The 23585-nt window shown below is 69.4% G+C and carries 22 protein-coding genes and 1 pseudogene; 10 read left to right on the forward strand and 13 right to left on the reverse strand.

What is annotated here, in order from left to right:
• The first annotated feature begins 33 nt into the window (after positions 1 to 33).
• A complete protein-coding gene (locus OG747_RS33025) occupies positions 34 to 432 on the forward strand; it encodes an OB-fold nucleic acid binding domain-containing protein (protein WP_365155931.1) in 399 nt (132 codons plus the stop codon).
• Positions 433 to 435: 3 nt separating this feature from the next.
• Positions 436 to 1203, forward strand: coding sequence for a DUF3159 domain-containing protein (locus tag OG747_RS33030; RefSeq protein WP_405883019.1), 768 nt, complete (start codon positions 436 to 438; stop codon positions 1201 to 1203).
• A gap of 295 nt (positions 1204 to 1498) precedes the next feature.
• Here OG747_RS33030 and OG747_RS33035 read toward each other — a convergent pair whose 3' ends face one another.
• Both OG747_RS33035 and OG747_RS33040 read right to left on the reverse strand, forming a co-directional pair.
• Entirely contained in the window at positions 1499 to 2176 is a 678-nt protein-coding gene (locus OG747_RS33035; RefSeq protein WP_405883020.1) for a potassium channel family protein, read from the reverse strand.
• Entirely contained in the window at positions 2176 to 2847 is a 672-nt protein-coding gene (locus OG747_RS33040; protein ID WP_405883021.1) for a potassium channel family protein, read from the reverse strand. Before OG747_RS33040 ends, OG747_RS33035 begins: the two co-directional genes overlap by 1 nt.
• A 426-nt stretch (positions 2848 to 3273) precedes the next feature.
• Here OG747_RS33040 and OG747_RS33045 point away from each other — a divergent pair, with 426 nt between their 5' ends.
• Together OG747_RS33045 and OG747_RS33050 are read left to right on the forward strand one after the other, a co-directional pair.
• Complete coding sequence (locus OG747_RS33045) at positions 3274 to 5325, forward strand: APC family permease (protein ID WP_405883022.1); 2052 nt, start codon at positions 3274 to 3276, stop codon at positions 5323 to 5325.
• Positions 5326 to 5464: 139 nt separating this feature from the next.
• Entirely contained in the window at positions 5465 to 6793 is a 1329-nt protein-coding gene (locus OG747_RS33050) for a class I SAM-dependent RNA methyltransferase (RefSeq protein ID WP_405883023.1), read from the forward strand.
• Positions 6794 to 6932: 139 nt separating this feature from the next.
• On the opposite strand, the gene OG747_RS33055 is transcribed toward OG747_RS33050, so the two are convergent.
• From OG747_RS33055 to OG747_RS33070, 4 genes are all read right to left on the reverse strand, one after another.
• Positions 6933 to 7343 carry an SDR family NAD(P)-dependent oxidoreductase gene (locus OG747_RS33055; protein ID WP_405885810.1) on the reverse strand — a complete coding sequence of 137 codons (411 nt, stop codon included), beginning with the start codon at positions 7341 to 7343 and terminating at the stop codon, positions 6933 to 6935.
• 62 nt (positions 7344 to 7405) lie between these two features.
• Entirely contained in the window at positions 7406 to 7681 is a 276-nt protein-coding gene (locus tag OG747_RS33060) for an SDR family NAD(P)-dependent oxidoreductase (protein WP_405885812.1), read from the reverse strand.
• 88 nt (positions 7682 to 7769) lie between these two features.
• Positions 7770 to 8987 (reverse strand): hypothetical protein, encoded by a 1218-nt coding sequence (locus OG747_RS33065; RefSeq protein ID WP_405883024.1) that lies wholly within the window; start codon positions 8985 to 8987, stop codon positions 7770 to 7772.
• A gap of 247 nt (positions 8988 to 9234) precedes the next feature.
• A complete protein-coding gene (locus OG747_RS33070; RefSeq protein WP_405883025.1) occupies positions 9235 to 10551 on the reverse strand; it encodes a hypothetical protein in 1317 nt (438 codons plus the stop codon).
• Between the two features lie 89 nt (positions 10552 to 10640).
• Between OG747_RS33070 and OG747_RS33075 the strand changes: the two genes are divergently transcribed.
• Complete coding sequence (locus OG747_RS33075; RefSeq protein WP_405883026.1) at positions 10641 to 10877, forward strand: hypothetical protein; 237 nt, start codon at positions 10641 to 10643, stop codon at positions 10875 to 10877.
• An 84-nt stretch (positions 10878 to 10961) separates the two neighbouring features.
• On the opposite strand, the gene OG747_RS33080 is transcribed toward OG747_RS33075, so the two are convergent.
• Complete coding sequence (locus tag OG747_RS33080; RefSeq protein ID WP_405883027.1) at positions 10962 to 11687, reverse strand: polysaccharide deacetylase family protein; 726 nt, start codon at positions 11685 to 11687, stop codon at positions 10962 to 10964.
• Positions 11684 to 11815 carry a hypothetical protein gene (locus OG747_RS33085; protein ID WP_405883028.1) on the reverse strand — a complete coding sequence of 44 codons (132 nt, stop codon included), beginning with the start codon at positions 11813 to 11815 and terminating at the stop codon, positions 11684 to 11686. The genes OG747_RS33080 and OG747_RS33085 overlap by 4 nt, the downstream gene beginning before the upstream one ends.
• 256 nt (positions 11816 to 12071) lie before the next feature.
• Here OG747_RS33085 and OG747_RS33090 point away from each other — a divergent pair, with 256 nt between their 5' ends.
• On the forward strand, positions 12072 to 12920 hold the full coding sequence (locus OG747_RS33090; RefSeq protein WP_405883029.1) for a hypothetical protein: 849 nt from the start codon (positions 12072 to 12074) through the stop codon (positions 12918 to 12920).
• 942 nt (positions 12921 to 13862) lie between these two features.
• The gene (locus tag OG747_RS33095; protein WP_405883030.1) at positions 13863 to 15068 is read left to right on the forward strand and encodes a hypothetical protein; all 1206 of its coding nucleotides are present in this window, start codon (positions 13863 to 13865) and stop codon (positions 15066 to 15068) included.
• Between the two features lie 448 nt (positions 15069 to 15516).
• On the opposite strand, the gene OG747_RS33100 is transcribed toward OG747_RS33095, so the two are convergent.
• On the reverse strand, positions 15517 to 16086 hold the full coding sequence (locus tag OG747_RS33100; protein ID WP_405883031.1) for a zinc-binding dehydrogenase: 570 nt from the start codon (positions 16084 to 16086) through the stop codon (positions 15517 to 15519).
• 7 nt (positions 16087 to 16093) lie between these two features.
• Here OG747_RS33100 and OG747_RS33105 point away from each other — a divergent pair, with 7 nt between their 5' ends.
• The 3 genes from OG747_RS33105 (at position 16094) to OG747_RS33115 (ending at position 20975) form a co-directional block, all read left to right on the forward strand.
• The gene (locus OG747_RS33105; protein ID WP_405883032.1) at positions 16094 to 16432 is read left to right on the forward strand and encodes a hypothetical protein; all 339 of its coding nucleotides are present in this window, start codon (positions 16094 to 16096) and stop codon (positions 16430 to 16432) included.
• 298 nt (positions 16433 to 16730) lie between these two features.
• Positions 16731 to 18800 carry a protein kinase domain-containing protein gene (locus tag OG747_RS33110; protein WP_405883033.1) on the forward strand — a complete coding sequence of 690 codons (2070 nt, stop codon included), beginning with the start codon at positions 16731 to 16733 and terminating at the stop codon, positions 18798 to 18800.
• Between the two features lie 237 nt (positions 18801 to 19037).
• A complete protein-coding gene (locus OG747_RS33115) occupies positions 19038 to 20975 on the forward strand; it encodes an FHA domain-containing protein (protein ID WP_405883034.1) in 1938 nt (645 codons plus the stop codon).
• A 379-nt stretch (positions 20976 to 21354) separates the two neighbouring features.
• Here OG747_RS33115 and OG747_RS33120 read toward each other — a convergent pair.
• The 4 genes and pseudogenes from OG747_RS33120 to OG747_RS33135 all read right to left on the reverse strand — a co-directional run.
• Positions 21355 to 21552: pseudogene (locus tag OG747_RS33120) on the reverse strand (ABC transporter ATP-binding protein); the annotation flags it as partial.
• Positions 21553 to 21567: 15 nt separating this feature from the next.
• Complete coding sequence (locus tag OG747_RS33125) at positions 21568 to 22674, reverse strand: aliphatic sulfonate ABC transporter substrate-binding protein (protein ID WP_405883035.1); 1107 nt, start codon at positions 22672 to 22674, stop codon at positions 21568 to 21570.
• Positions 22675 to 22803: 129 nt separating this feature from the next.
• On the reverse strand, positions 22804 to 22905 hold the full coding sequence (locus tag OG747_RS33130; protein WP_405883036.1) for a putative leader peptide: 102 nt from the start codon (positions 22903 to 22905) through the stop codon (positions 22804 to 22806).
• A gap of 148 nt (positions 22906 to 23053) precedes the next feature.
• Positions 23054 to 23512, reverse strand: a complete 459-nt coding sequence (locus OG747_RS33135) for an RrF2 family transcriptional regulator (protein WP_405883037.1) — start codon at positions 23510 to 23512, stop codon at positions 23054 to 23056.
• Between the last annotated feature and the right edge of the window lie 73 nt (positions 23513 to 23585).

Genomic DNA, 23585 nt, shown 5'->3' on the forward strand with positions numbered 1-23585 from the left:
TCCGTCGTCAGTGCTCCCCGGTACGCTTTCGGTATGAGTGCTGTTCCTCGTTCCGAAAAGCCGGCGGGCCGCTTCCGGCGCATGATCGACCGGCTCTCCTCGTCCCAGGAGGACCTGGAGTCCGAGGAACTGCGTGAGGACGCCGAGACCGCGGGGTGTACGCGTATCGGTGACTGCCACGACCGGCAGATCGTCACGGTTACTGGTACGTTGCGCACGGTCACTCTGCGGCCACGGGCCGGAGTCCCGGCCCTGGAGGCCGAGCTGTTCGACGGCTCGGCGGCCCTGGACGTGGTCTGGCTCGGCAGACGCTCCATCGTGGGGATAGAGCCGGGGCGCAAGTTGATCGCCTCGGGCCGCATTTCGATGAGCCGGGGCCGTAGGGTGCTGTTCAACCCGAAGTACGAACTCAGACCGCTTGGACGGGAGTAGCCGGTGACGTCGCTCGACAAGCCGACCGAAGACGCCAAGGACGCCCAGCAGGATGCGCGGGCGGTGACGGAGGCCGCGCTCTTCGAGGCGTTCGGTGGCGTACGGGGCATGGTCGAGACGGTGGTGCCCGGCCTGCTCTTCGTCACCGTCTTCACGATCAACAAGAACCTGCACTGGTCGGCGATCGCCGCCCTCGTGGTGTCCCTGCTGCTGGTCGTGGTCCGCCTCGCCATGCGCGACACCGTCAAGCACGCCTTCAGCGGCGTCTTCGGCGTCGCCTTCGGCGTGGTCTTCGCGATGATGACGGGCAACGCGAAGGCCTTCTATCTGCCGGGCATGATCTACACGCTCGGCCTGGCCGTCGCCTACATCGTCACGACCCTCGCGGGCGTCCCCCTGATCGGACTGATCCTCGGCCCGGTCTTCAAGGAGAACCTCTCCTGGCGCACCCGCAACCCCGGCCGCAAGAAGGCCTACGCGAAGGCCAGTTGGGCCTGGGGCCTCATCCTGCTCGCCAAGTGCGCGGTGCTCTTCCCGCTCTACTGGTGGGCGAACACCGCCCAACTGGGCTGGGTCCTGGTCGCGTTGAAGATCCCGCCGTTCCTGCTGGCCGTCTGGCTCACCTGGGTCTTCCTGGCGAAGGCCCCGGCTCCCATCGACATCTTCGCCGAGATGGAGGCGGAGGAACAGGCCGAGAAGGAACGCAAGGCCACCCCCGCGAAGGAGCCGGGCGACGAGGCCACGGCCGGCCGTCACCGCCGCGAGGCGTAGTTTCCCGTACGAGGTTGGGGGCGCCCGGAGATCTCCGGGCGCCCCCAACCTCGTGTCCAGGGGGACCCCCGTGACACGCTGCGGGACATCTGGATCGGGGCGGGGCCTGTTCTCGGGGTGCCCCGGTGGTTCGCACCCGGGCCTGGCCCGTCGCGAGCGAGGCGGGCGCCCGTGCGGGTGCCGGGCGCAAACGTGGAGCAAGGAAACGCCGTGCCGGGGGCCGGGCCCCGGCACGACGCTCGGTGGCCGGTGCGGAGCCCCTTCTCGGGGCCGCTCCGGCGGTTTGTCCCGGGCGCTAGCTCGTCGCGTCCTCGCGGCGGACCGAGAGCAGGTCCTCCAGCTGTTCCTCGCGGGCCTGGGCGGCCACGAAGAGGAGTTCGTCGCCCGCCTCCAGGGAGTCCTCCTGGGAGGGCGTGAGGACACGGGTGCCGCGGATGATCGTGACCAGCGAGGTGTCCTCGGGCCACTCCACGTCGCCCACCTGCGTACCGGCCAGGGCCGACTCCGGCGGAAGTGTCAGTTCGACCAGGTTCGCGTCGCCGTGGCTGAAGCGGAGCAGGCGGACCAGGTCGCCGACGCTCACGGCCTCCTCGACCAGGGCCGACATCAGGCGGGGGGTGGAGACCGCCACGTCGACGCCCCAGGCCTCGTTGAACAGCCACTCGTTCTTGGGGTTGTTGACGCGGGCGACGACGCGCGGGACGCCGTACTCCGTCTTCGCGAGCAGTGAGACGACCAGGTTGACCTTGTCGTCACCGGTGGCCGCGATGACCACGTTGCAGCGCTGCAGCGCCGCCTCGTCCAGCGATGTGATCTCGCAGGCGTCGGCGAGCAGCCACTCCGCCTGCGGGACGCGCTCGACCGAGATGGCGGTCGGCGCCTTGTCGATCAGCAGGACCTCGTGCCCGTTCTCCAGGAGCTCACCCGCGATGGAGCGGCCCACGGCACCGGCACCGGCAATGGCAACCCTCATCAGTGACCGGCCTCCTCTTCAGGGCCCTTGGCGAACGACGCCTCGACCTTGTCCACCTCGTCTGTGCGCATCATCACGTGCACCAGGTCGCCCTCCTGCAGCACCGTCTGCGAGGTGGGCAGGATCGCCTCGCCCAGCCGGGTGAGGAAGGCCACACGCACACCGGTCTCGTCCTGGAGCCGGCTGATCTTGTGGCCGACCCAGGCGGCGGAGGCGTGCACCTCGGCGAGCTGCACCCCGCCGGTGGGATCGCGCCACAGCGGCTCGGCGCCGGAGGGCAGCAGGCGCCGCAGCATCTGGTCGGCCGTCCAGCGGACGGTGGCGACGGTCGGGATGCCGAGGCGCTGGTAGACCTCGGCGCGGCGCGGGTCGTAGATGCGCGCCGCGACGTTCTCGATGCCGAACATCTCGCGGGCCACCCGGGCGGCGATGATGTTCGAGTTGTCACCGCTGGAGACGGCGGCGAAGGCGCCGGCCTCCTCGATGCCCGCCTCGCGCAGGGTGTCCTGGTCGAAGCCGACCCCGGTGACGCGACGGCCGCCGAATCCGGAGCCCAGTCGTCGGAAGGCGGTGGGGTCCTGATCGACCACAGCGACCGTGTGCCCCTGTTGCTCCAGGGTCTGGGCAAGAGCGGAACCCACTCTTCCGCAGCCCATGATGACGATGTGCACGACCGTCCTTCCGAATGTAACTAGTTACGGCTCAGGCTAAACAGGGTCTCAGACCGCGGCCCAAGCTACACACGCGCGGTCCGCCGGGGGCACCCCTGTGCACGTTCGCCTGCGGGTTTTCGGTGATCAGCGGCGATGGAAACTGCGCACGCTGAGAAGAGTCAGGATTCCGAGGCCGATCAGTGCTGCGATGGCGCCGATGAGCTCAGCGGTCGCGTGCATGGAACCTCCGTAACGGGACAAAAGTGGACTTTTGTCATATAGGCATGCGGAAGCGTGCGGCTGCGGAATCCGCAACGGGACCGGTCCCCGATTTCACTCGTAGAGCAGATGGAGAACGGATGGAGAGCAGTTGGGGCGCGGATGTGGGGCGGATGTGGGGCGGTGGGTGGGCGACCCCCCGTTCGAACCCTTACGATCCTCTGCGTGTCCAAACTGACCGACGTGCCCAAACGGATCTTGATCGGGCGCGCACTGCGCAGTGACCGGCTCGGAGAAACCCTCCTGCCGAAGCGCATCGCACTCCCCGTCTTCGCATCCGACCCGCTCTCCTCCGTGGCCTACGCACCCGGAGAAGTGCTCCTGGTCCTCTCCATCGCGGGCGTGTCGGCCTACCACTTCAGCCCCTGGATCGCGGTCGCGGTCGTCGTGCTGATGTTCACCGTGGTCGCCTCCTACCGGCAGAACGTGCACGCGTACCCCAGCGGCGGCGGCGACTACGAGGTGGCCAACACCAACCTCGGCCCCAAGGCCGGCCTCACCGTCGCCAGCGCGCTGCTCGTCGACTACGTGCTCACCGTCGCCGTGTCGATCTCGTCCGGCATCGAGAACCTCGGCTCCGCCGTCCCCTTCGTCGTCGAGCACAAGGTGCTGTGCGCCGTCGTCGTCATCGTGCTGCTCACGCTGATGAACCTGCGCGGAGTCAAGGAGTCCGGAAAGCTCTTCGCGATTCCGACGTACGTCTTCGTCGCGGGCGTCTTCATCATGATCGCGTGGGGCGCCTTCCGCGGGCTCGCCCTGAACGACACCATGCGCGCCCCGACCGCCGACTACCACATCAAGGCCCAGCACCAGGGCCTCGCGGGCTTCGCGCTCGTCTTCCTGCTGCTGCGCGCCTTCTCCTCCGGCTGCGCCGCGCTGACCGGCGTCGAGGCCATCTCCAACGGCGTCCCCGCCTTCCGCAAGCCCAAGTCCAAGAACGCCGCGAGCACCCTCGCGGCGATGGGCCTGCTCGCCGTCACCATGTTCTGCGGCATCATCGCCCTCGCCATGGCGACCAAGGTCCGGATGGCCGAGAACCCGGCCACCGACCTGATCCACAACGGCGTCCCGATCGGTTCCGGCTACGTCCAGAACCCGGTGATCTCACAGGTCGCCGAGGCGGTCTTCGGCAAGGGCAGCTTCCTGTTCATCGTGCTCGCCGCCGCCACCGCACTGGTCCTCTTCCTCGCGGCCAACACCGCGTACAACGGCTTCCCACTGCTCGGCTCGATCCTCGCCCAGGACCGCTACCTCCCGCGCCAGCTGCACACCCGCGGCGACCGCCTCGCCTTCTCGAACGGCATCGTGCTGCTGGCGGGCGCCGCCACCCTGCTGGTCGTCATCTACGGGGCGGACTCGACGCGCCTCATCCAGCTCTACATCGTCGGCGTCTTCGTCTCCTTCACGCTCAGCCAGACCGGCATGGTCCGCCACTGGAACCGCCACCTGCGCACCGAGAAGGACCCGGCCAAGCGCAGCCACATGATCCGCTCCCGCGCGATCAACGCCTTCGGCGCCTTCTTCACCGGCCTGGTGCTGGTCGTCGTCCTCGTCACCAAGTTCACGCACGGCGCCTGGGTGGCCCTGCTCGGCATGGTGATCTTCTACGCCACGATGAGCGCGATCCGTAGGCACTACGACCGGGTCGCCGAGGAGCTCGCCGCCCCCGAGGGCCCGTCCGACGACAGCGTCCGCCCCTCCCGCGTCCACTCCGTCGTGCTGATCTCCAAGATCCACCGCCCGACGCTGCGCGCCCTCGCCTACGCCAAGCTGCTGCGCTCCGACACCCTCGAAGCGCTCAGCGTCAACGTCGACCCGGCCGAGACCAAGGCCCTGCGCGACGAGTGGGAGCGGCGCGGCATCGACGTACCGCTGAAGGTCCTCGACTCGCCGTACCGCGAGATCACGCGGCCGGTCATCGAGTACGTGAAGGGCCTGCGCCGGGAGTCCCCGCGCGACGCCGTCTCGGTCATCATCCCCGAGTACGTGGTCGGTCACTGGTACGAGCACCTGCTGCACAACCAGAGCGCCCTGCGCCTCAAGGGCCGGCTGCTGTTCACACCCGGCGTGATGGTGACCTCCGTGCCCTACCAGCTGGAGTCCTCCGAGGCCGCGAAGCTGCGGGCCCGCAAGCGGCAGGACTGGAGCGCGCCGGGTGCGGTGCGCCGGGGACCGGCGGAGGAGCGCCCGAAGGAGTCCTCGAACGCCAAGGGCTGACGGCCCTGTCACGCCAAGGGCTGACCGCCTTGTGGTGAGCGGCCGGTCAACGTCCACGTAGACTGGTGGGCTGTTGTCCGGCCGTTCGTCGTTCCGCGACCCCTTCCTGATCCCCTTTCTCATCTGGAGTCACCCCGCCATGCAGGCAGAACCGAAGAAATCGCTGGTGGGGGAGGAGTACGAGGTCGAGATCGGCCCCGTGGCCCATGGCGGGCACTGCATCGCCCGTACGGCCGAGGGCCAGGTCCTCTTCGTCCGGCACGCCCTGCCCGGCGAGCGCGTCGTCGCGCGTGTGACGGAGGGCGAGGAGGGCGCGCGCTTCCTGCGCGCGGACGCGGTGGAGATCCTCGACCCGTCGAAGGACCGGGTCGAGGCGCCCTGCCCGTACGCCGGCCCCGGCCGCTGCGGCGGCTGCGACTGGCAGCACGCCAAGCCGGGCGCACAGCGCCGTCTCAAGGGCGAGGTCATCGCCGAGCAGCTGCAGCGGCTCGCGGGCCTCACACCCGAGGAGGCGGGCTGGGACGGCACCGTGATGCCCGCCGAGGGCGACAAGCTGCCCGCAGGCGAGGTGCCGGCATGGCGCACGCGCGTCCAGTACGCCGTGGACGCCGACGGCAACGCCGGACTGCGCCGCCACCGCTCGCACGAGGTCGAGCCGATCGAGCACTGCATGATCGCCGCGCCCGGCGTCAGCGAACTGGGCATCGAGGAGCGGGACTGGTCCGGCATGGCGTCGGTCGAGGCGATCGCCGCGACCGGCTCCCAGGACCGCATGGTGATCCTGGAGCCCCGCCCCGGCGCCCGCCTTCCCCTCGTCGAACTCGACAAGCCCGTCTCCGTGATGCGCGTCGAGGAGAAGGACGGTGGCATCCACCGCGTCCACGGCCGCGCGTTCGTGCGCGAGCGCGCCGACGGCCGTACCTACCGCGTCGGCAGCGGCGGCTTCTGGCAGGTCCACCCGAAGGCCGCCGACACCCTGGTCACGGCCGTCATGCAGGGCCTGCTGCCGCGCAAGGGCGAGATGGCGCTCGACCTGTACTGCGGCGTCGGCCTCTTCGCGGGCGCCCTTGCGGACCGCCTCGGCGACCAGGGCGCGGTCCTCGGCATCGAGTCCGGCAAGCGCGCCGTCGAGGACGCCCGGCACAACCTCGCCGCCTTCGACCGGGTCCGCATCGAACAGGGCAAGGTCGAGTCGGTCCTCCCGCGCACCGGCATCACCGAGGTCGACCTGATCGTCCTCGACCCGCCCCGCGCCGGCGCCGGCAAGAAGACGGTCGAGCACCTCTCCTCCCTGGGCGCCCGCCGCATCGCGTACGTCGCCTGCGACCCGGCGGCGCTGGCCCGCGATCTGGCGTACTTCCGCGACGGCGGCTACAAGGTGCGGACGCTGCGGGCGTTCGATCTGTTCCCGATGACTCATCATGTGGAGTGCGTCGCCATCCTTGAGCCGGTGGCTAAGGGCTCCTGACCTGCGGTTTTGCGTGTGTACATTATGTGCGGTGTGGGCGTTACGGGCGATATCTTGACGCTGAAATGACGCTCGTGACGCTCATTTGACGCTCGTTCTGATGGGGTGCCAGGTCGCTTGTTGGGCAGGTCAGGCCCTGTCAAGGTGGCGAGTATTGCTGGAGCGCCGAGAGCAGGCGACGCTCTGCGCGGAGCTGCTGGTTCCTCATGGTCAGATGTCCCGGAAGAGAGGTGCCAGCCTTGTGACCTGCGACGTTGGGTTGTTGCAGGTCACTGACCTGGGTGAATGGCCTTTCGGCTGTTGCATGCTCGAGGACGAGGGTGCCACCTGGGACGGCGGGGGAGCGGGTCACGCCGCGTCCGCCCCGCCCTGCGTCTGCTCGGTCTGCTGCACGGCGTTGACCCGGACCCCGCGCGGGCCGTATTCGGCAGGCTTTGGTCAGTAGGTTCACGGCCACCTTGCTCGAGCCGTACAGTGCCATTTCCGAGACGCCGAGCGCGGCCGCCATGGTGCTGACGTTGATGACCGCCCCGCTGCCCCGCTCGGCCATCGCCCGCGCGAGTACCGCCACCAGATAGTAAGGGGGCCTTCACATCCAGTGCGTACACGGCGTCAAACCCGCTCCGCGGCGTCTGCTCGGTGGACCCCGAGAGGGTAGATGCCCGCGCCGTTGACCAGGGTGTCCACCCGGCCACCGCCCAGTTCGACGGCTTGCCGAGCCAACTGTCGCACCGAGTCGGCGTCCAGCAGGTCAGCAACCACGAAGTCCGCCGTGCCACCGCGTTGCCGGATGGCCTCGACGACGGCCCCGCCGCGCCCTCGGCCCCGGCTCGCCACCAGTACGTGCGTGCCGCACTCGGCGAGCGTTTCCGCGGCGGCTGCCCCGATGCCGCTGGTCGCCCCGTCACCAGCGCGACTTTCCCTGTCAACGACGTGGTGGTTACAGAGCCTGTGCCCGGGCTCGCGTCAGTCACGCTCAGTGATGCACGGACCACCTGCTCGCTTCCGCGCCGACCGAGTGGGCGACCCACGGGTCTCGGGGAGGCAGTCGGAGGGCGCCGGCGGCGACCTTGTTCGGTTTCGACGCGACGCACCAGTCCCGTGGAGCCAGCAGGACGCTAAGGGTCACCGCGAGAACCAGCCAGAGTCGGAGGTCGCCCAGGACCTGCGCGTCGTTGGTCAGCCTCGGGGCGAGGTACAGTGCGCCGAAGGAGACCAGCGACCAGACGGGCACGGGCCGACACAGCCCCAGAGCCTCCCAGACCAAGGCGCCGAGCAGGAATCCCGCCGAGTAGTAGTCGTAGACGCCGGGATCCAGCAGGAGTCGCGCGCCGATGCCGAGCAGCGGCACCGCCACCCAGCGCCCTCGGAGGATCGCGGCCGCCCCAAGCACGCAGCCGAGCACGAGTTGCGCCGGCCGGTCCCACGACGGCGTCCCCGCCGCCGACACCCCGAGCGCGCGGAGCGCCGAGGACGGCTCGTTGACGATGTGGTACTGGGTCGCACCCAGCGTCGCGGGGTCGGCGACGACGAAGGGCAGCCAGGCCAGCAGCACGACGGCGACGGCGTAGAACGCGACATGCCGTCGTCGGTCGCGGGCCACGGCGAGAGCCAGCGGCAGGAAGACCAGAGCCCACGGCTTGGCGTCCACGGCTAGGCCCAGGCTCAGTCCCGCCAGTGCCGGGACGTCAGCGAGGACCGCCCGGATCGCCAGTGCCGCGAAGAGCAGCGCCAGCACGTCGTCGAGGTGGCTGTAGTGCACCGCCAGCGATGCCCAGACGATCAGGAACACCGCACCGGCGGCCGCGACGGTCATCCGCAGGGCCTGCGGGCGCGACCGCAGATCCGGCTGCCGGGCCAGTGCCGTCTGCTCGATCAGCCGCAGCACCAGAAGGCCGACGCTCATCATCGTCAGCTGGGCGGCGACGACCCCGCCGAGGTTCCCCAGAACCCAGGCGCAGAGAAAGGCCAGTGGTCCTATCTGCAGGTTCGGGTAGTTCGCATAGAGGTGCAGGCCCCCCGCCGGCGAGGCTCCGGAGCCGGAGAACAACAATTTGCTGCCGTTCGCGAAGTAGTGCCACGAGTAGCCGCCGCCGTGCAGGTCCGCCAGGAACCAGACGGTCGCCCAGAGTCCGAGGAACCACCAGTGCCAGGCGGCCCCGCTCCGCGCGGGGCGGCTGCTCTGATCAGCCATCCTCATGCCTCTCTGGTGGTCGACCCTCTGCCTGGGATGACTCCCCTGACCGCTCCCAGGTTCCTGCACAACCATGAGATTCAGGTACGGAGCGTCTGAAACTCGGCCTGGGACGGTGGGCCTGTGCGTCAGCGCCGGCTCATCACGCCGTCAAAGCCAGCATGGGAAACCGGCGGTCCGAGGTCGGCCGCCGATGTCCTTGTGGACAGCTGGCCGAACACCTCTGCGGCCGGCCCGGCGTGGTCTCTCACCATGTCCAGCCGTGGCCGCCGCTGTTGTGGAACAGGGCCAGGACGGCGGTGGCCACGGTGAGGTACTGGGTCGGGCGGCCCTGGCTGAACAGGGCCGCCAGGGCCCAGGCGAGAGCCGTGTACCACGGCATCGACCACGGTGCCGCGAGGACCCAGGCGAAGGCCAGCGCGAACGGCAGGGCGATGACGGAGGGGGCGTCCGGAGCGGCGCGGCGGCGTAGCGCCCACGCCAGCGCGAGCATCACCACCGGCCACAGCACGCTGACGATCGCCGCGGTCGAGCCAGGGCCCAGGACCGTGGTGGCGCACTGATCGAAGACCGCCCAGAAGGAGGGTGCAGAGACCAGTCGGGAGGCTGCGGAGAGCGGGGCCAGTGCGTGCGCGCCGTAGGCTCCGTAGAGCGCGGCCAGGGTCAGCGCGGCCGCGCATGCCTGCCGGGCGGCCGGTCGCCAGCTGCCCGAACGCAGCAGCGGCCAGGCCAGCCCGACACCGAACAGGCAGGCACTGATCTTCACACCGCATGCAAGGCCGACCAGCCCTCCCACGATCAGGTCGTGGTGCCACCGGGCCGTCCTGCGGGCGAGGTGAACCGCGCAGACGGCCAGGCCTGCGACGAGGGTGTCCAGGTGCCCACCCTCGACCAGCACACCGATCAGCAGCGGATTGACGCTCCACAGCAGGCCCGCACGGACCGGATCGTCGGCGGTCCGCAGCAACAGGTACCCGGTACCGACGAAGACGGCGGCGTTCGCGAGCATCAGCGCCCAAATGGTCAGCCACGGCCGCTCCTGGCCGATGAATGCCGCAGCGCCCTGCCACCACGTCGCCACCGGCCCGTACACGGAAGGTGTGTTCCGCCACGCCTCGCTCACCAGGTGGGCGTACGCGCCGCCCAGCCGGGCGGGAGTCGTCACGTACGGGTCACCGCCGAGCGCGGCGATGCGGCCGTACGCGGCGTAGCTGGCCGTGTCGGAGGAGCCGACGGGGGTGAGGTTGGCGACGGCGAGCGCGGTCATGGCGCCGAGCCGGAACAGGAGCCGGGCATCGGGTCTCCAGCCCCGCTCATGGGCCTTGAGCATGCCCAGCGTGCCCCAGCACGACAGCACGATGGCCGCGATCGTGGCCGTCTGGGAGACGGTGCCGGCCATGGCAGGCAGCCGGAGCCAGGGGATCGGTGCCCTGAGCGTGTTGTGGTTGGGCGCGCTCGCGCCGACCAGAGCGAACAGTGCGATACCGGCCCCGGCCATCCACACCGCTGGGCGCGGTGTCGGCCGGTCGACGACCATCGGCTTCCGCGGGGGAATTCTCCGCATCGGGGCCGCGAGACGCAAAGTCCACCCATTGTGGTTGGTCGTCAAAGTCACTCTCCGGGGTGTTGCTTCAGTTCGCGGCGAGGGCTGCCATGACGATCTTGCCCGCGAAGTTGTGGCCGCCCTCGCCGCTGTCGAGCACCACGGCCGCCGCCGCATCGCCGCTCCTCCGGCAGATTGCCCAGCGGTTGCCGCAGCAGCTCTTCGTCCGTGGCGGGCAGCCTGTCGACGAACCGGGCGAGCACGGCCTCGGGGTCCGGGTCGGACTCCAACGCCTGGTGCATCCGGCGAGCGGTCATGCCCTGACGTCGGTGAGCGGACAGGAATGAACGACTACGCCAGAGCCGATCGTCTACATAGCTGTAGATGATCGGCGGCTGCAGGGGGTTCCCGCAGCTCGTGTCCGGCAGCGGCTATCCGTGGTCGCAGAGCGGGCCGGCCTCGTAGCCTCGCTCCGTGCAGGTGTCGAGGATGCGGGGGAGCGCGCCGAGGGCCGAGTGCCAGGCGCCGGGGGCCGAGGTGCAGTCCGAGTCGTGCAGCAGGATGGTGCTGCCGCCGTCGAGGTCCGCGGTCACCGTGCGGTGGACCGACTCGGGTGTGGCCCGCGCGGTCCAGTCCTCGCCCCAGCAGGTCCACAGCACGGGGGTGAGTTTGAGGCGCCGGGCTGCCACGTGGGCGGCGGTGGACATGATGCCGTATGGCGGGCGGAAGAGCGTCGGCCGGGTGCCGGTGATGTCGGCGACCGTGCCGCGGGCGCGGGCGAAGGTCGTAGTCGCGCGCGGGCCGCGCAGCAGCAGCGGCCGGTGCCGCCAGCCGTGGACGCCGATCTCGTGGCCCGCCGCGGCGATCTCGCGCACCGCGCCGGGGGAGCGGTGGGCCTCGCTGCCGAGCAGGAAGAAGGTGGCGGGCACCCCGCGCTCGTCGAGCAGGCGCAGGAAGAAGGGGGTGGACAGCGGGTCTGGCCCGTCGTCGAAGGTGAGGGCGACGTGGTCCGCGCGGCCGCGGCCGGACAGTCGCGGCATGGTGCGGTTGCGCAGGGGCCCGAACGTGGAGACGACGGGGGCGCAGTGGACCGCTGCCAGGGCGGCGGCGGGCAGGGCGGCCAGTGCGGCTGTGCGCAGCGGGCGGGAGGTCGTCACGAGTGGTGCCCTTCCTGGTCGAGGGCGGGCGTGAGCCGGTCCAGGTCGAGGCCGTGGCCCAGGGTGCGCATCAGCGCGGGTCCGCCGTAGGTCGTCGCGACCCCGGTGCCGACGGCGCACGCCCACACCGCGCAGGCGGTAGCCGGTGACCGCGAGCTGCCGGGTGCGCAGGCGGCGGGGCCGGCCGGGGCCCGGCGGCGGGGGATTCTGGCTCCGGTCCCCGAGTCCTGATCGGTGAACGCGCGCTATCTCGGCCGCCGGGCCGCCGTCCTGCGTCTGGGCGAAGAGGGCGAGCGCCATGGTGCCCGTGCGGGACGGGCGGGGTGGGTGAAGCGCGCCAGCAGTCAGGATGCGTTCAGGTGCCCGGTGGCACGGTCGGACAACGTGACCTATGAAACGTGTGAGAGTCAGGTGGTTCTGCAGGCCGGTCAGCCCTCCGGTTCTCGGGGCCGGCTGCGTTCGAACAAGGTGCCCGAGGTCACCGTCTACTTCTGGATCATCAAGGTGCTGTGCACGACGGTCGGCGAGACCGCGGCGGACCTGCTGAACGAGAAGGCGGGTCTCGGGCTGACCGGTGTGTCGGTGCTGATGAGTGCCCTGCTGGCCGTCGTCCTGGTGGTCCAGTTCCGCTCCAGCGTCTACCGACCGGGCGTGTACTGGTCGGCGGTGGCGCTGATCAGCGTCGTCGGCACGCTGATCAGCGACAACCTCACGGACAACATGGGCGTGCCGCTGGAGACGAGCACCACGGTCTTCGCGATCGTCCTCGCGGTCGTGTTCGCCGTCTGGCACCGGCGCGAGCGGACCCTGTCCATCCACCACATCGACACGACCAGCCGCGAGTCCTTCTACTGGCTGGCGGTCCTGTTCACCTTCGCACTCGGCACCGCAGCCGGTGACCTGGTGTCCGAGCGGATAGACCTCGGCTACTGGCTGTCCGCCGTGCTCTTCGCGATGGCCATCGCCGCGGTGGCCATCGCGCACTTCGCGCTGGATCTGGACGCGGTGTGGAGTTTCTGGATCGCCTACATCCTGACCCGCCCGCTGGGCGCCTCGATCGGCGACTACCTCTCCCAGCCCACCAGCAACGGCGGCCTCGCCCTGGGCGCCGTCGTGACCAGCGCTCTGTTCCTGGCGGTCATCCTCGGACTGGTCACCTACCTCTCCGTCACCCGCAGGGATGTCGCCGAACCGGAGCACCCGTCGGAGCACCCGTCGGGGCACGCGGCCTGAGCCACGAGCCAGTCCGATACTTCTTGCCATCAGCTGCGGCCGCGCTCGACTGCTGGTTCATCCCACCCGTGGAGAAGCACGCACAGGTGGTCGAGCGAAGACAGGGGAGTTCAGCCAACAGGCGTCGAGAGGACGGCGCTGCTGGTCGTCGGGAGAGTGGGGTGTCGGCGGCGGTTGAATCAGAGTTCGGCCCGCCGAGAGTGGGGGACGACCGTTACGGAGGAGAGGTGCGTGTGTGCATGGAGCCATGCTGCTCGTGCTGCACGAGTGGGGCGAGTGATACACGGTGGCAGTCAGGATGCGTTCAGGTTCCCGCTGGCACAGTCGAGCAGTATGACCAATGAAACCTCTGAGGGTCAGGTGGTTCCAGAGGCGGGCACCCAGCAAGGAGACCGGCAGTGAGTCGGCGAGCAACCAGCCGAGGCGGGCCCACACCGCCTCTCCGACACTGGGTAGGGAGTGACGGGAGAGCCTTTGCGTGGCCAGGAGGGGGAGGCCGCACGGGGGATCGGGCGACGCGAATTGACGCGCTCCGCAGATTGAATTCTGGGACGAAGTTCCCAGAATTTCGGCCAAAGGCGTGTCCTGCATCACACGGGGCAATCTCAAGATCCCGCCTATAAGGTATCTCGCCCCCGGGTCATAACAGGTGTACAGAAAGTCCTTGCGCAGGCCAAGGAAAGAATAAAAGCAGAGGTCATTCCGGGAATGCGAACCGTGCCGCCGATATCGCCCCCGGCGGCGCGGCCCGGGCGGGCTTGACGAGCAATCGAAGTCATCCCGCCGTCCTGCGGATCCGAGGCTGCGCTTGTCTACACAGTTGTAGACAGTTACCGTTCCGCAGACGTGAGGGGCGCCCCCTCTGTGCTGCCGCCCGTTCTATGTGAGGGTTACATGACAACTGTGACGACGTCCGAGAGCTCTCGGACGCATGTCAAGCAGATGCTGAACAAGGTTCCCGAGGTCACGATCTGGTTCTGGATCATCAAGATCTTGTGCACCACGGTCGGCGAAAGCTTCGCCGACTGGATCAACATGAACCTCGGCGTCGGCCTGATCAACACCTCATTGATCTTCACCGTGGTTCTGGCCGGTGTCCTGGGCTGGCAACTCACCACCAAACGCTACGTCCCGTTCGTGTACTGGCTCACCGTCGTGGTGGTGAGCGTGACCGGCACGCTTTACACCGACATCCTCACCGACAGCCAGGGCGTTCCCCTCGCGCTGAGCAGTAGCGTGTTCGCCGGCATCCTCGCCGTTGTCTTCGGGATCTGGTACGCCCGCGAGCGGACCCTGTCGGTCCACACCATCACCACCCGCCCCCGTGAGCTCTTCTACTGGCTCGCGGTCCTGGTCACTTTTGCCCTCGGCACCGCGACCGGCGACTGGACCCTGGACCTGACCGGCTGGACCCCGGGCATCTCCGTGCTCCTGCCTCTCGGGTTGATCGTCGCGACCGTCCTCGCATGGCGCCTCGGTGCCAACGCGGTGCTCTCCTTCTGGCTGGCCTACATTCTCACCCGCCCGCTCGGCGCCAACCTCGGCGACTGGCTCGGCTCGCCCAGCGGCGACGGCGGCCTGGGCCTCGGCACCGCGGCGACCAGCGTGATCTTCCTGACCGCGATCCTCGCCACGGTCGTGTACCTCACGCTCAGCCGCAGCGATGTCATCGAGACCAACGACCTCACCGATACCCCACGAGCGCTGAACCCGGCGCGTGAGCGGATCATGCTCGGTTACTACGCCGTCGTAGCGGTCGCAACTGCGGCTCTTCTCATCTGGGCACACCACCAGCCCCACGCGGCCGCGGCCAGCGAGTCCGACACCCCGGCACCTGTGACCGCCCACCTCACCCCGAAGCAGGCGACGTCGCCGTTCCCTCCGGCTGAGATCGCGAAGTTCCGCACGATCACAGCTGACACCCTGGCAAAACTCAACTCGGGCAACCAGCAAGCCGCGACCACCCGAGTGACCGACCTCGAGACCGCTTGGGACGATGGCCAGCCCACCCTTGAGCCCAAGAGCGAGCAGTCCTGGCACTTCCTCGACAGCGAGATCGACCACGTCCTGAAGGCACTGCGCGCTTCGAACCCCGACAAGGCCACCGAGGTCAAGGCACTCAACACCCTCCTCACCTCACTCAGCTAACTGGCCACGATGCCGGACTGCCTCGACGCATCCCCTGCGCCGGGGCAGTCAACATTCCGAACCGCACTCGGCACGTGGATCGCCAACCGCCGCGGCCGCCAGGCCGGCCAAAGGGCTGAGCGGGCACGGCATCGCTGTGGTCGAGGAACTGTTGGCCGACGTCCTGGTGACAGACCTGGCTGAAGCGATTCGGTAAGGACGTGGTTCCGGTTGGCCGTGACGCTCGTTTGACGTTTCGAGCGTCTGACGGGCCCTCCAGCAGGGCCGTAACTGCCCTCTGGCCTGGGATCACTCAAGATCCTCTCTCCTATGACATCTTTCCGGCGACGCATCATGTGGAGTGTGTGGCGATTCTCGAACCTGCCGCGAAAGGCTCCTGGCCTCGCTGTCGACTGACGGCGCAGGTGAGTTGCGGGTGCGTCTTGGGGCTGCGGCCGGCCGGTGTGGATCAGAAGGTGAGTACCACCCGTCCTCGAAGGCCGCCCGCCTCAAGCAGCCGGTGTGCCTCGGGGGCCTGTTCGGCCGGCAGAGTCCGCGCGACCCGCGGGGTGAGCCTGCCTTCCTCGGTGAGCTGCCGGAGGCGGTCGAGCTTGGCGAGTTCGGCGACGCCCGCGGTGTCGAGGAGTCCCTCCACACCGCTGGGCGCCAACTTGCGTACCAGCTCCGGGAACTCGGTACCGCGGGGCAGTACGACGTCGGCGCCGAGGTCCTTCACCAACGGCTCGTCCTTCGGTGCCGCGTCGGCGATCACTCGGTACCCGTCCGCCTTGGCCAGTTGGACGGCGTAGCCGCCGACCGCACCGGCCGCTCCGGTGACCGCCACGGTGGCACCGGCAGGAAGCTCCAGCAGGTCCAGCGCCATACGGGCCGTCAGGCCGCTCATCGGCGGTGTGGCGGCCTCGACGTCGGTCGTGCCGGCCGGCACGCGGACCACCGACTCGGCGGGGACGACGAGGTGTTCCGCGTGGGCCCCGTGCGTCCCGGAGACGACCGCGATGGCCATGACGTGATCGCTCACGCTGCTGGTGGTCCTGCTGATGATCCCGGTCGACGCAGGCGGCTCCCTCGCGGTACCGGCAGTGACCTCGCTGCTGCTGGACCACGTCCCGGCCGAGCGCGCCGGAATCGCCGGCGGTGTCCTCAACGCCTCCCGGCAGGTCGGCGGCGCCTTGGCCGTGGCCGTCTTCGGCGCCTTGGTCGCCCGGCACGCGACCTTCTTCCGCGGCCTGCGCACCAGCCTGGTGATCGCCGCGCTGCTGGTCCTCGCCACCACGGTCACGAGCCTGCTGCTCGGGCCCGCTCCCGCGGCACCGACCGCCGTATCCGAACCTGCCAGGGGCCTCGAAAAGAAGTCGACGGTATGACCACCGCGACGTCACAACTTCCCCACAGCGAGCGGTAAGACGAGCCCTTACCCAGGTCCGCACTTCACGAACATCAGGTGTTTGATCATACTGTCCAGGGGCTGTGTCCTTCGCGGTCAGCGGCGTGGTGCGTCGCTGGTCCTTCCGCGCCGTACACCGGGGCGGGAGGTGAAGTCCGGCGGGACGTCCGGCCGTGGCCGAACCGAAGGGACCCCGCCCCGCGCAGGCCACGGATCGGACGGGGGCGTCGCCACTCCTCGGCCGTTCGCAAAGGATCAGGACAGGGAGTACGGCCCTCATGCCACAACAGAACACGGCGTCGCCGGACGCGGGTGCCGAACGGCTGGTCGCCGGTCGCTACCGCTTGCTGTCCGTTCTCGGCGAGGGCGGTATGGGCACCGTGTGGCTCGCCCGCGACGAGGTACTGCACCGCGAGGTCGCCGTCAAGGAGGTACGCGCTCCCGTCGGACTGGCCGTAGCGCAGGTCGAGCGGATGTACACCCGCTTGGAGCGGGAGGCCTGGGCGGCGGCGCGCATCAGTGCTCGCGGTGTGGTGACCGTCCACGACGTCGCCACCGACGACGGCCGACCCTGGATCGTCATGGAGTTCGTCCGCGGCCGGTCGCTGGCCGACGCGATCGGCTCCCAGGGTGCCCTCACTCCGCGGGAGGCCGCGCGCATAGGTGCCGAGGTGCTGGCCGCGCTGTCCGCGGCGCATGGCGTCGGAGTGCTGCACCGCGACGTGAAGCCCGCCAACGTCCTGCTCGCGGACGACGGCAGGGTGGTGCTCACCGACTTCGGCATCGCCACCGTGGAGGGGGATTCCGCGCTGACGATGACTGGCGAGGTCGTCGGCTCTCCCGAGTATCTGGCGCCGGAGCGGGCACTGGGCCAGAACCCCGGCCCCGCGTCGGACCTGTGGTCCCTCGGAGCATTGCTCTACACGGCCGTCCAGGGCCGTTCGCCCTTCCGCCGGACCACCCCGCTGGGCACTCTGCGCGCCGTCGTCGACGACGAGTTGCCCCCGCCGCATCGGGCCGGACCCCTCGTGTCCGTCATCGAAGGCCTGATGCGCAAGGACCCCAACGATCGGATGTCGGCCGAACAGGCCGAGCAGGAGCTGCGCCTGGCTGGTGCTGACGGCACCTCCGGCGCCGACACGGCCACGCCGTCCGCCCCGCTGCCCGCGGCGGCCGCCGAAGAGCTGCCCACCGCCGAGTCCCCGCTCGGGAAGACCGCACCTACGGCCCCGGCCCCGGCCGGGGCGCCGACCGTCTCGGCGTCATCGCCTGTCCCGGAAAACGCCACGGACGCCAGGGACATGGCGGCGACAGTGGACGCCCCCACAGCAAAGGAGCCTGCGGCTTCCGGGGCGCCGGCGAACATCGCCTCCGCCCTCGCCGCACCGGAAGCGGGGACGACGGCCACGGCCGACGCACCCACGGCCGCGGTCGACGTACCCACGGCCGACACACCCACCACCACGGTCGACACACCCACGGCCGCGGCACACCCCGACGCCCCCACCGTCCAGGCACAGCCCCCGCTTCCCGGTGCCGTACCTGCGGTCACCGCCGAGACGGCCGTACCGGCGCCCCGCTCGTCCGTCGACGCCGCCTCCCTGCCCACCGTGGACAGCCCCGGCGTCCCCGCTTCTCCCGCCCCGCCACGTCCCGCGCAGGAGGCCGCCGCGGCTTCGGGCATCGCCGAGTCGCCCACCGTATCGGCAGGCCCGGTATCAGGGCCCGTACCCACGGCCGTTTCTGCGGTGCTCGCCTCGCCGGCGGCGCTTGAGCCCGAGGGCGCCCAAGTGTCCGGTCAGGGCCCCACGCGGCGGAACCGGCGCATCGGGTACCTGACCGCGGCGGGAGCGGTCGTGCTCGCGCTGCTCGTAGGCGGCCTGGGCTATGCGCTCGGCGGCGGCGGTGAGAGCCGCAAGGGCACCAGCTCGCCCACGGGGCAGGCGCAGGCCGCCGCCTCCGGTGCGGCGAGCAGCGGGTCGGATCAGACCGCCAAGCAGCCCGTCTCGGTCACCGTGACGGGGGGCGCGACCACGTACGTCGGAAACTGCCCCCCGGCGGACTCGCAAGCTCCCTGGTTCACCGCGACCTTCACGGTGTCCGAGTTGCCCTTCCAGTTCTCGTACCGGTGGGTCTCGACGAACGGGTCCGTGATCGACCGGCAGTGGCGGACGTTGGCGTTCCCGGAAGGCGGCCCCCGCACCCATCAGGAGACGGTGCGGCTGTCGACGTATGCGCAGACCGGAACGCTCCGCAGCCGGATGGCCGTGGAGATCCGCTCACCGCTCGAGGCGGTGTCCAACTCGGTGCCGTTCTCGGTGACATGCGCCTCGACGACGGGCGGCTAGTCAACCGGGCGTCAAGGCCGGCGCCGCGCAGCCCAGTCATCCCCGCGCATCCGTCATACTTCATACTTCAACCAGTACGAGTGGGTCCGCTGCCGGGCCGACTCGGACATCGCCGGTCAAGTGAGCCCCGCTGGACCGGAGTTCTGTGGGAGTGACGTACGACTCTCACCCTCGTAGCGGATCAACCGCAGGGTGCGGTTCCTCTGCCCGCACCCGAGACTTTCGCAAGGAGTTTCTGTGTCGTCGGTCATCGTGGGACGCACGGGTCCCTTCGCCGGGCAGAGCGTGGTTCTGGGCAGCGCTCCGCTGCGATTCGGACGCAAGAGCGACAACGACGTGATCATCGTCAGCGTCAGCGCCTCCCGCCTGCACACCGAGATCGTGGCGGAGGACGGCGCGTTCGTCCTCTACGACCGCAGCAAGAACGGAACCTTCGTAAACGACCAGCGCGTCACCCGTCACGTGCTCGCGCCCGGCGACTCCATACGCATCGGCGACGAGACCTTCCTGTTCGAGACGCAGGAGGCCTTGGAGACGGTCATGGACCTCTCCCAGCTCGACCTGCCCCGCGCCAATGCCTCGGCGAACCCGGGCGAGCTGCGGGTCACGGTGAGCGGAGGAGGCCCGGTCGGCCTCGCCTTCGCCCTGCTGCTGGAGAACGCCCTGCCGGGGAAGGTGTCCATCACCGTCTACGACGGCCGGTGGATCAGAAACGGCTCCACCGTGGTCTGGAAGGACGAGACCCAGGGCAACGTCCGCCGCCAGCAGGTCGTCACCGTCCAGAGCCGTCAGTACCTCGCGCTCACCGAGGAGATGCAGTCGGCGCTGTTCGACGCGGACGGATTCTCCGAGATGTGGCCCCTGGGACCGGACTCCGTGGACGGCCGCCCGCCCCGCAACATCCGGATCGCCTACATCGAGGACAAGCTGCTGGAGCTGGCCAACGCCAAGTCCGCGATCCGCCTGGTGCCGAAGCGATTCGATCCGTCGGAGCAGCAGCACCGGCTCTCCCAGGAACAGGTCCTGGTGATCTGCGAGGGCGGCCGGTCGCGCAGCCGAGAGTACTTCGGGGACAGTTTCGGCGCGGCCGACTCCTCGATCTACTCCCTCGACGGGGAGCACCTCCAGGACCTGGTGCTGGGACTGCGGGTCAAGTCCCGGTTCTCGGACCCCATGAGCGTCCTGCTGACCGTGGCGCAGAACCGGTTCCTGCTCAACTCGCTGCGTGGCGAGGGGTTCCTCAACATGAGGCTGACCCGCGAGGAGGCCGGCAACGTGATCGGCATCGACCCGGTCCGGCAGGTCTTCGAGGAGTGCGTGGCGGCTCGGCCCTGCCTGATGAGCCGCCACGAGGACAACGAGTTCGTCTGCCCGACCCATGGGACCCTGTTCCTGCCCGCCCTGCTGCGCAGCTCGCCGCTGTGGAAGCGGATCCAGGAGGGCCTGAGGTTGTTCGGCGTCGCCGAGGACGATCTCAGCGCCATCACCTCGTTCCGGCTGGACATGGTGCAGCGCCCCCGGTTCACGGCCCAGCTCAGCCGCCCCACCGCCACGAGCCCCGGGACCTACGGCTTCCTGCTGGGCGACGCGGCCAACGCCATCCACTTCTGGCCCGGGCGCGGCCTCAACAGTGGCCTCGCCTCGGCTGTTTCCCTCTCCCGCTCCCTCAGCAGGGTCTGGCAGGGCCGTCCGCTGCGCGACGCCGACTTCATCCGGCATGAGGCGGCGATGTCCATGCTCCAGTACCGGCACAAGAGCCGGGCCTGGAATGCCATGGTCACCACCGATGAACGAGGCGTGACCCGCGCCATCAAGGACATCATCGCCGACAGCATGGAAGGGGACCGGGCCGTCGCCGAACCCGACGCCGAGCGGTCCGATCTGGACCTCTTGCTGGACCGGATGCGCGCGATCCGCGAGCGCCTCGCCCCCCGCCTCCCCGGAATGCCCAGCGACGAGGAACTGCGCAGCCACCTGTCCACCCTCGCTCCGTCGACTCTGCGGACCCTGCAAGAGAGCGGCGCCTGGGAAACGCTGATCGTCGGCGGCGAGGAGGCCGACATCGACATCTTCTACCAGTCGGACGCCCCGGTCTTCGTCGGCCGCCCCATCGATCCGCGCATCATCGGCCAGGCGGCAGGACCGCGGCAGCCGGGGGCGCTCGACCCGGCGTGATGCGGGCACTCCGCCCCTGAGGTCGAAGGTTCACATCCTGTCCCGCTGTCAGAAGAGGGGGCCCGGCACAGCCGGGCCCCCTTCCGCGGTCCGCCGCGCTCTTGACCTTGGCGCACACGTCGCCCTGATCGAACCAGTCGGGGTTCGCGGCGCGTGTCAGGCTGCTCACCAGGAGGACGGTGGTCCGGATTCCTCGACGAGGCGGACTGGCAGGCCTATGTGGATGTCTATTCACTGCCTGCGTTCATGCTGGTTGGCGCGCTGATGGGGCCGGGGGCCGACGACGGGCCGTATCGGGCGGCGTGCCGGGCGTTTATCGACGGCAGCCGGCGGACGGACTTCGTCAACGACATCGCCGAGGACCCGCAACAGCAAAGGGTCCCAGGAGGGTGACGAACTCGCCCGGTGCGACATCGAGCGTGATGTCGTTCAGAACGAGCTGCTGTCCGCCGGGCGTGCCCGGCGCGGGGAAGGACTTCGAGGCATGCTCGATGCGGGCGGCGTGCGTCACCGCCGTGGCGTCCTCGGCAGCCTTGGCGATCGTGGTGGCCATGGTCGTCACCTCCTGGGAACTCATCGGGCCCGGTTGTCGCTACTCGGCGCCGAGACCGGCGTCGTCGACCTCGTCCTTGCCCTCGGCCTTGAGGACCTTGTTGAGCAGTGTGAGGTCGTAGATGCCCTTCAGATCGGGCTTCTTCAGGAGACCGGCCTTGACCGCGTGCTCCGCCTCGGTGTTGAGAGTGGAGGCCAGCGGGTCGTCGAGGAAGGTGACGGACTTCCAGGCCGGGTCGATGACGTCGGCGGGCAACGCCTTGCCCGACAGCTCCTTCAGAGCCGCGTTGGCGGACGCCTTGGCCTTCTCCGGGTTGGCGTTGATCCACTCATTGGTCTTCACGGAGCCGCGCAGTACGGCCTCGACGACATCCGGGTGCTCCTTCAGGAACTTCTGCGACACGATGATGTTCGTGATCACGAACTTCTTGTCGGGCCACAGTGATGCCTCGTCGAGCAGTACCTTGCCGCCCTCGGCGACCAGCTTGGACGCGGTCGGCTCCGGCACCCAGGCGCCGTCGATGGAGCCGGACTTGTAGGCGTCCGGGGTGATCTTGTTGTCCGTGCGGACGACCGAGACGTCGCCCTTGCCGCTCTGTGCGTCGACCTTCCAGCCCTTCTCCGCGATCCAGTTGAGGAACGCGACGTCCTGCGTGTTGCCCAGCTGCGGAGTCGCGATCTTCTTGCCCTTGACGTCGTCCAGGGACTTGATCTTGTCCGGGTTGACGACGAGCTTGACGCCGCCGGAGGCGGAACCGCCGATGACGCGCAGGTTCTTGCCGTTCGACTTGGTGTAGCCGTTGATGGCGGGGGAGGGGCCGATCCAGCCGATGTCGATGGAGCCGGCGTTCAGCGCCTCGATCTCGGAGGGGCCGGCGTTGAAGGTGGACGTCTTGATCGTGGTGCCGCCGAGCTCCTTCTGGAGGAGGCCCTCCTGGGTGCCCACGAGAGCGGTGGCGTGCGTGAGGTTGGGGAAGTAGCCGATCTTCACTTCGCCGGCGGAGAGCTTCTTGGCGCCTGCCGCGACCGCGGTCTGCTTGCCGTCGTCGGTGGACTTGGAACCGTAGCCGCAGGCGGTGATCAGAAGGGGGAGCGCGGCTATCACGGCGATGGTGCGCAGGGCGGTGAGCGGTCTTGCGGAAGGCACGGAGGTGTCCTCTCAGGGGATGGGTGATCAGGGAGGTACGGAACGTAGTCGGCCGAGGGTGTCCGATCCGCCGGCGGAGGCGGAGCGGCGGGGGCGGCGCTGGTTCGGAGAGCGTCAGGTTCTGTGGCGTCAGAGGGGGCGACAGATGGCGCTGGACGTACGGCCGAGGTCGATGTGACGACGCGAGGTCAGAAGGGGCGGCATCCGGTCTGCGCGGGCGAGCGTTCTCATGGCCACCCCTCGCGGATCCCTAGTTTTCCTACCTGGTTGATAGGGATCGTGGCAGAAGGTGGTCTCCACCCCAAGGGGGTGTTCACATCATGGACGGAACCATCTCGCCTTTTGGAATCAGCCGTGAGTGGCCCGGCGTGTCAGGGGTTTATGGGTTTACCCAGGCGCTCGGGGCGTTGGTCAACGCGGACACATCGGCGGGCAGTTGGGCCGATGCGACGTCGGCGAGCGACACGCCCTCAAGGATCTCGCGCACGTTGGACCGCAGTGCGATCCACAAGGGGAGCAGCGACTCGGCGGGGCCGGTGTAGGACAGTTCCGGGGGGCGGACCCCGCGCACCGAGACCAGCGGTCCGTCCACGACGCGGATGACGTCGGCGATGCTGATGGACTCGGCGGGCTTGGCCAGCCGGTAGCCGCCGTTGCCGCCGCGCTGGCTGAGCACGAGACCGCCCCGGCGCATGTCGTTCAGGATGCTTTCGAGGAATTTGTGCGGGATGTCCTGGGCGTCGGCGATGGCCTCGGCCTTCAGTGGCCCGTCGTCCCGTGACGTGGCGAGCTGCAGCGCGGCACGTACCGCGTAGTCCGCCCTGGCTGAGATCCGCATGTGCACATTATCCCGCACGGCTTCGGTCGTTGTCCCCTGCGGGCGGGCCGCCGGGCAGGGGCGGGTGTCCCCT

Origin of the sequence: Streptomyces sp. NBC_01384, assembly GCF_045040035.1 — a bacterium.
Taxonomy (GTDB): Bacteria; Actinomycetota; Actinomycetes; order Streptomycetales; family Streptomycetaceae; genus Streptomyces.

Coding starts and splice junctions, on each gene's coding strand:
- OG747_RS33055 (WP_405885810.1), bottom strand. CDS start 7,343: ATGGCCGAGCGGGGCAGCGGGGCGGTCATCAACGTCAGCACCATGGCG.
- OG747_RS33050 (WP_405883023.1), top strand. CDS start 5,465: ATGCAGGCAGAACCGAAGAAATCGCTGGTGGGGGAGGAGTACGAGGTC.
- OG747_RS33070 (WP_405883025.1), bottom strand. CDS start 10,551: ATGCGGAGAATTCCCCCGCGGAAGCCGATGGTCGTCGACCGGCCGACA.
- OG747_RS33065 (WP_405883024.1), bottom strand. CDS start 8,987: ATGGCTGATCAGAGCAGCCGCCCCGCGCGGAGCGGGGCCGCCTGGCAC.
- OG747_RS33025 (WP_365155931.1), top strand. CDS start 34: ATGAGTGCTGTTCCTCGTTCCGAAAAGCCGGCGGGCCGCTTCCGGCGC.
- OG747_RS33095 (WP_405883030.1), top strand. CDS start 13,863: ATGCTGAACAAGGTTCCCGAGGTCACGATCTGGTTCTGGATCATCAAG.
- OG747_RS33075 (WP_405883026.1), top strand. CDS start 10,641: ATGACGATCTTGCCCGCGAAGTTGTGGCCGCCCTCGCCGCTGTCGAGC.
- OG747_RS33110 (WP_405883033.1), top strand. CDS start 16,731: ATGCCACAACAGAACACGGCGTCGCCGGACGCGGGTGCCGAACGGCTG.
- OG747_RS33130 (WP_405883036.1), bottom strand. CDS start 22,905: ATGAGAACGCTCGCCCGCGCAGACCGGATGCCGCCCCTTCTGACCTCG.
- OG747_RS33135 (WP_405883037.1), bottom strand. CDS start 23,512: ATGCGGATCTCAGCCAGGGCGGACTACGCGGTACGTGCCGCGCTGCAG.
- OG747_RS33035 (WP_405883020.1), bottom strand. CDS start 2,176: ATGAGGGTTGCCATTGCCGGTGCCGGTGCCGTGGGCCGCTCCATCGCG.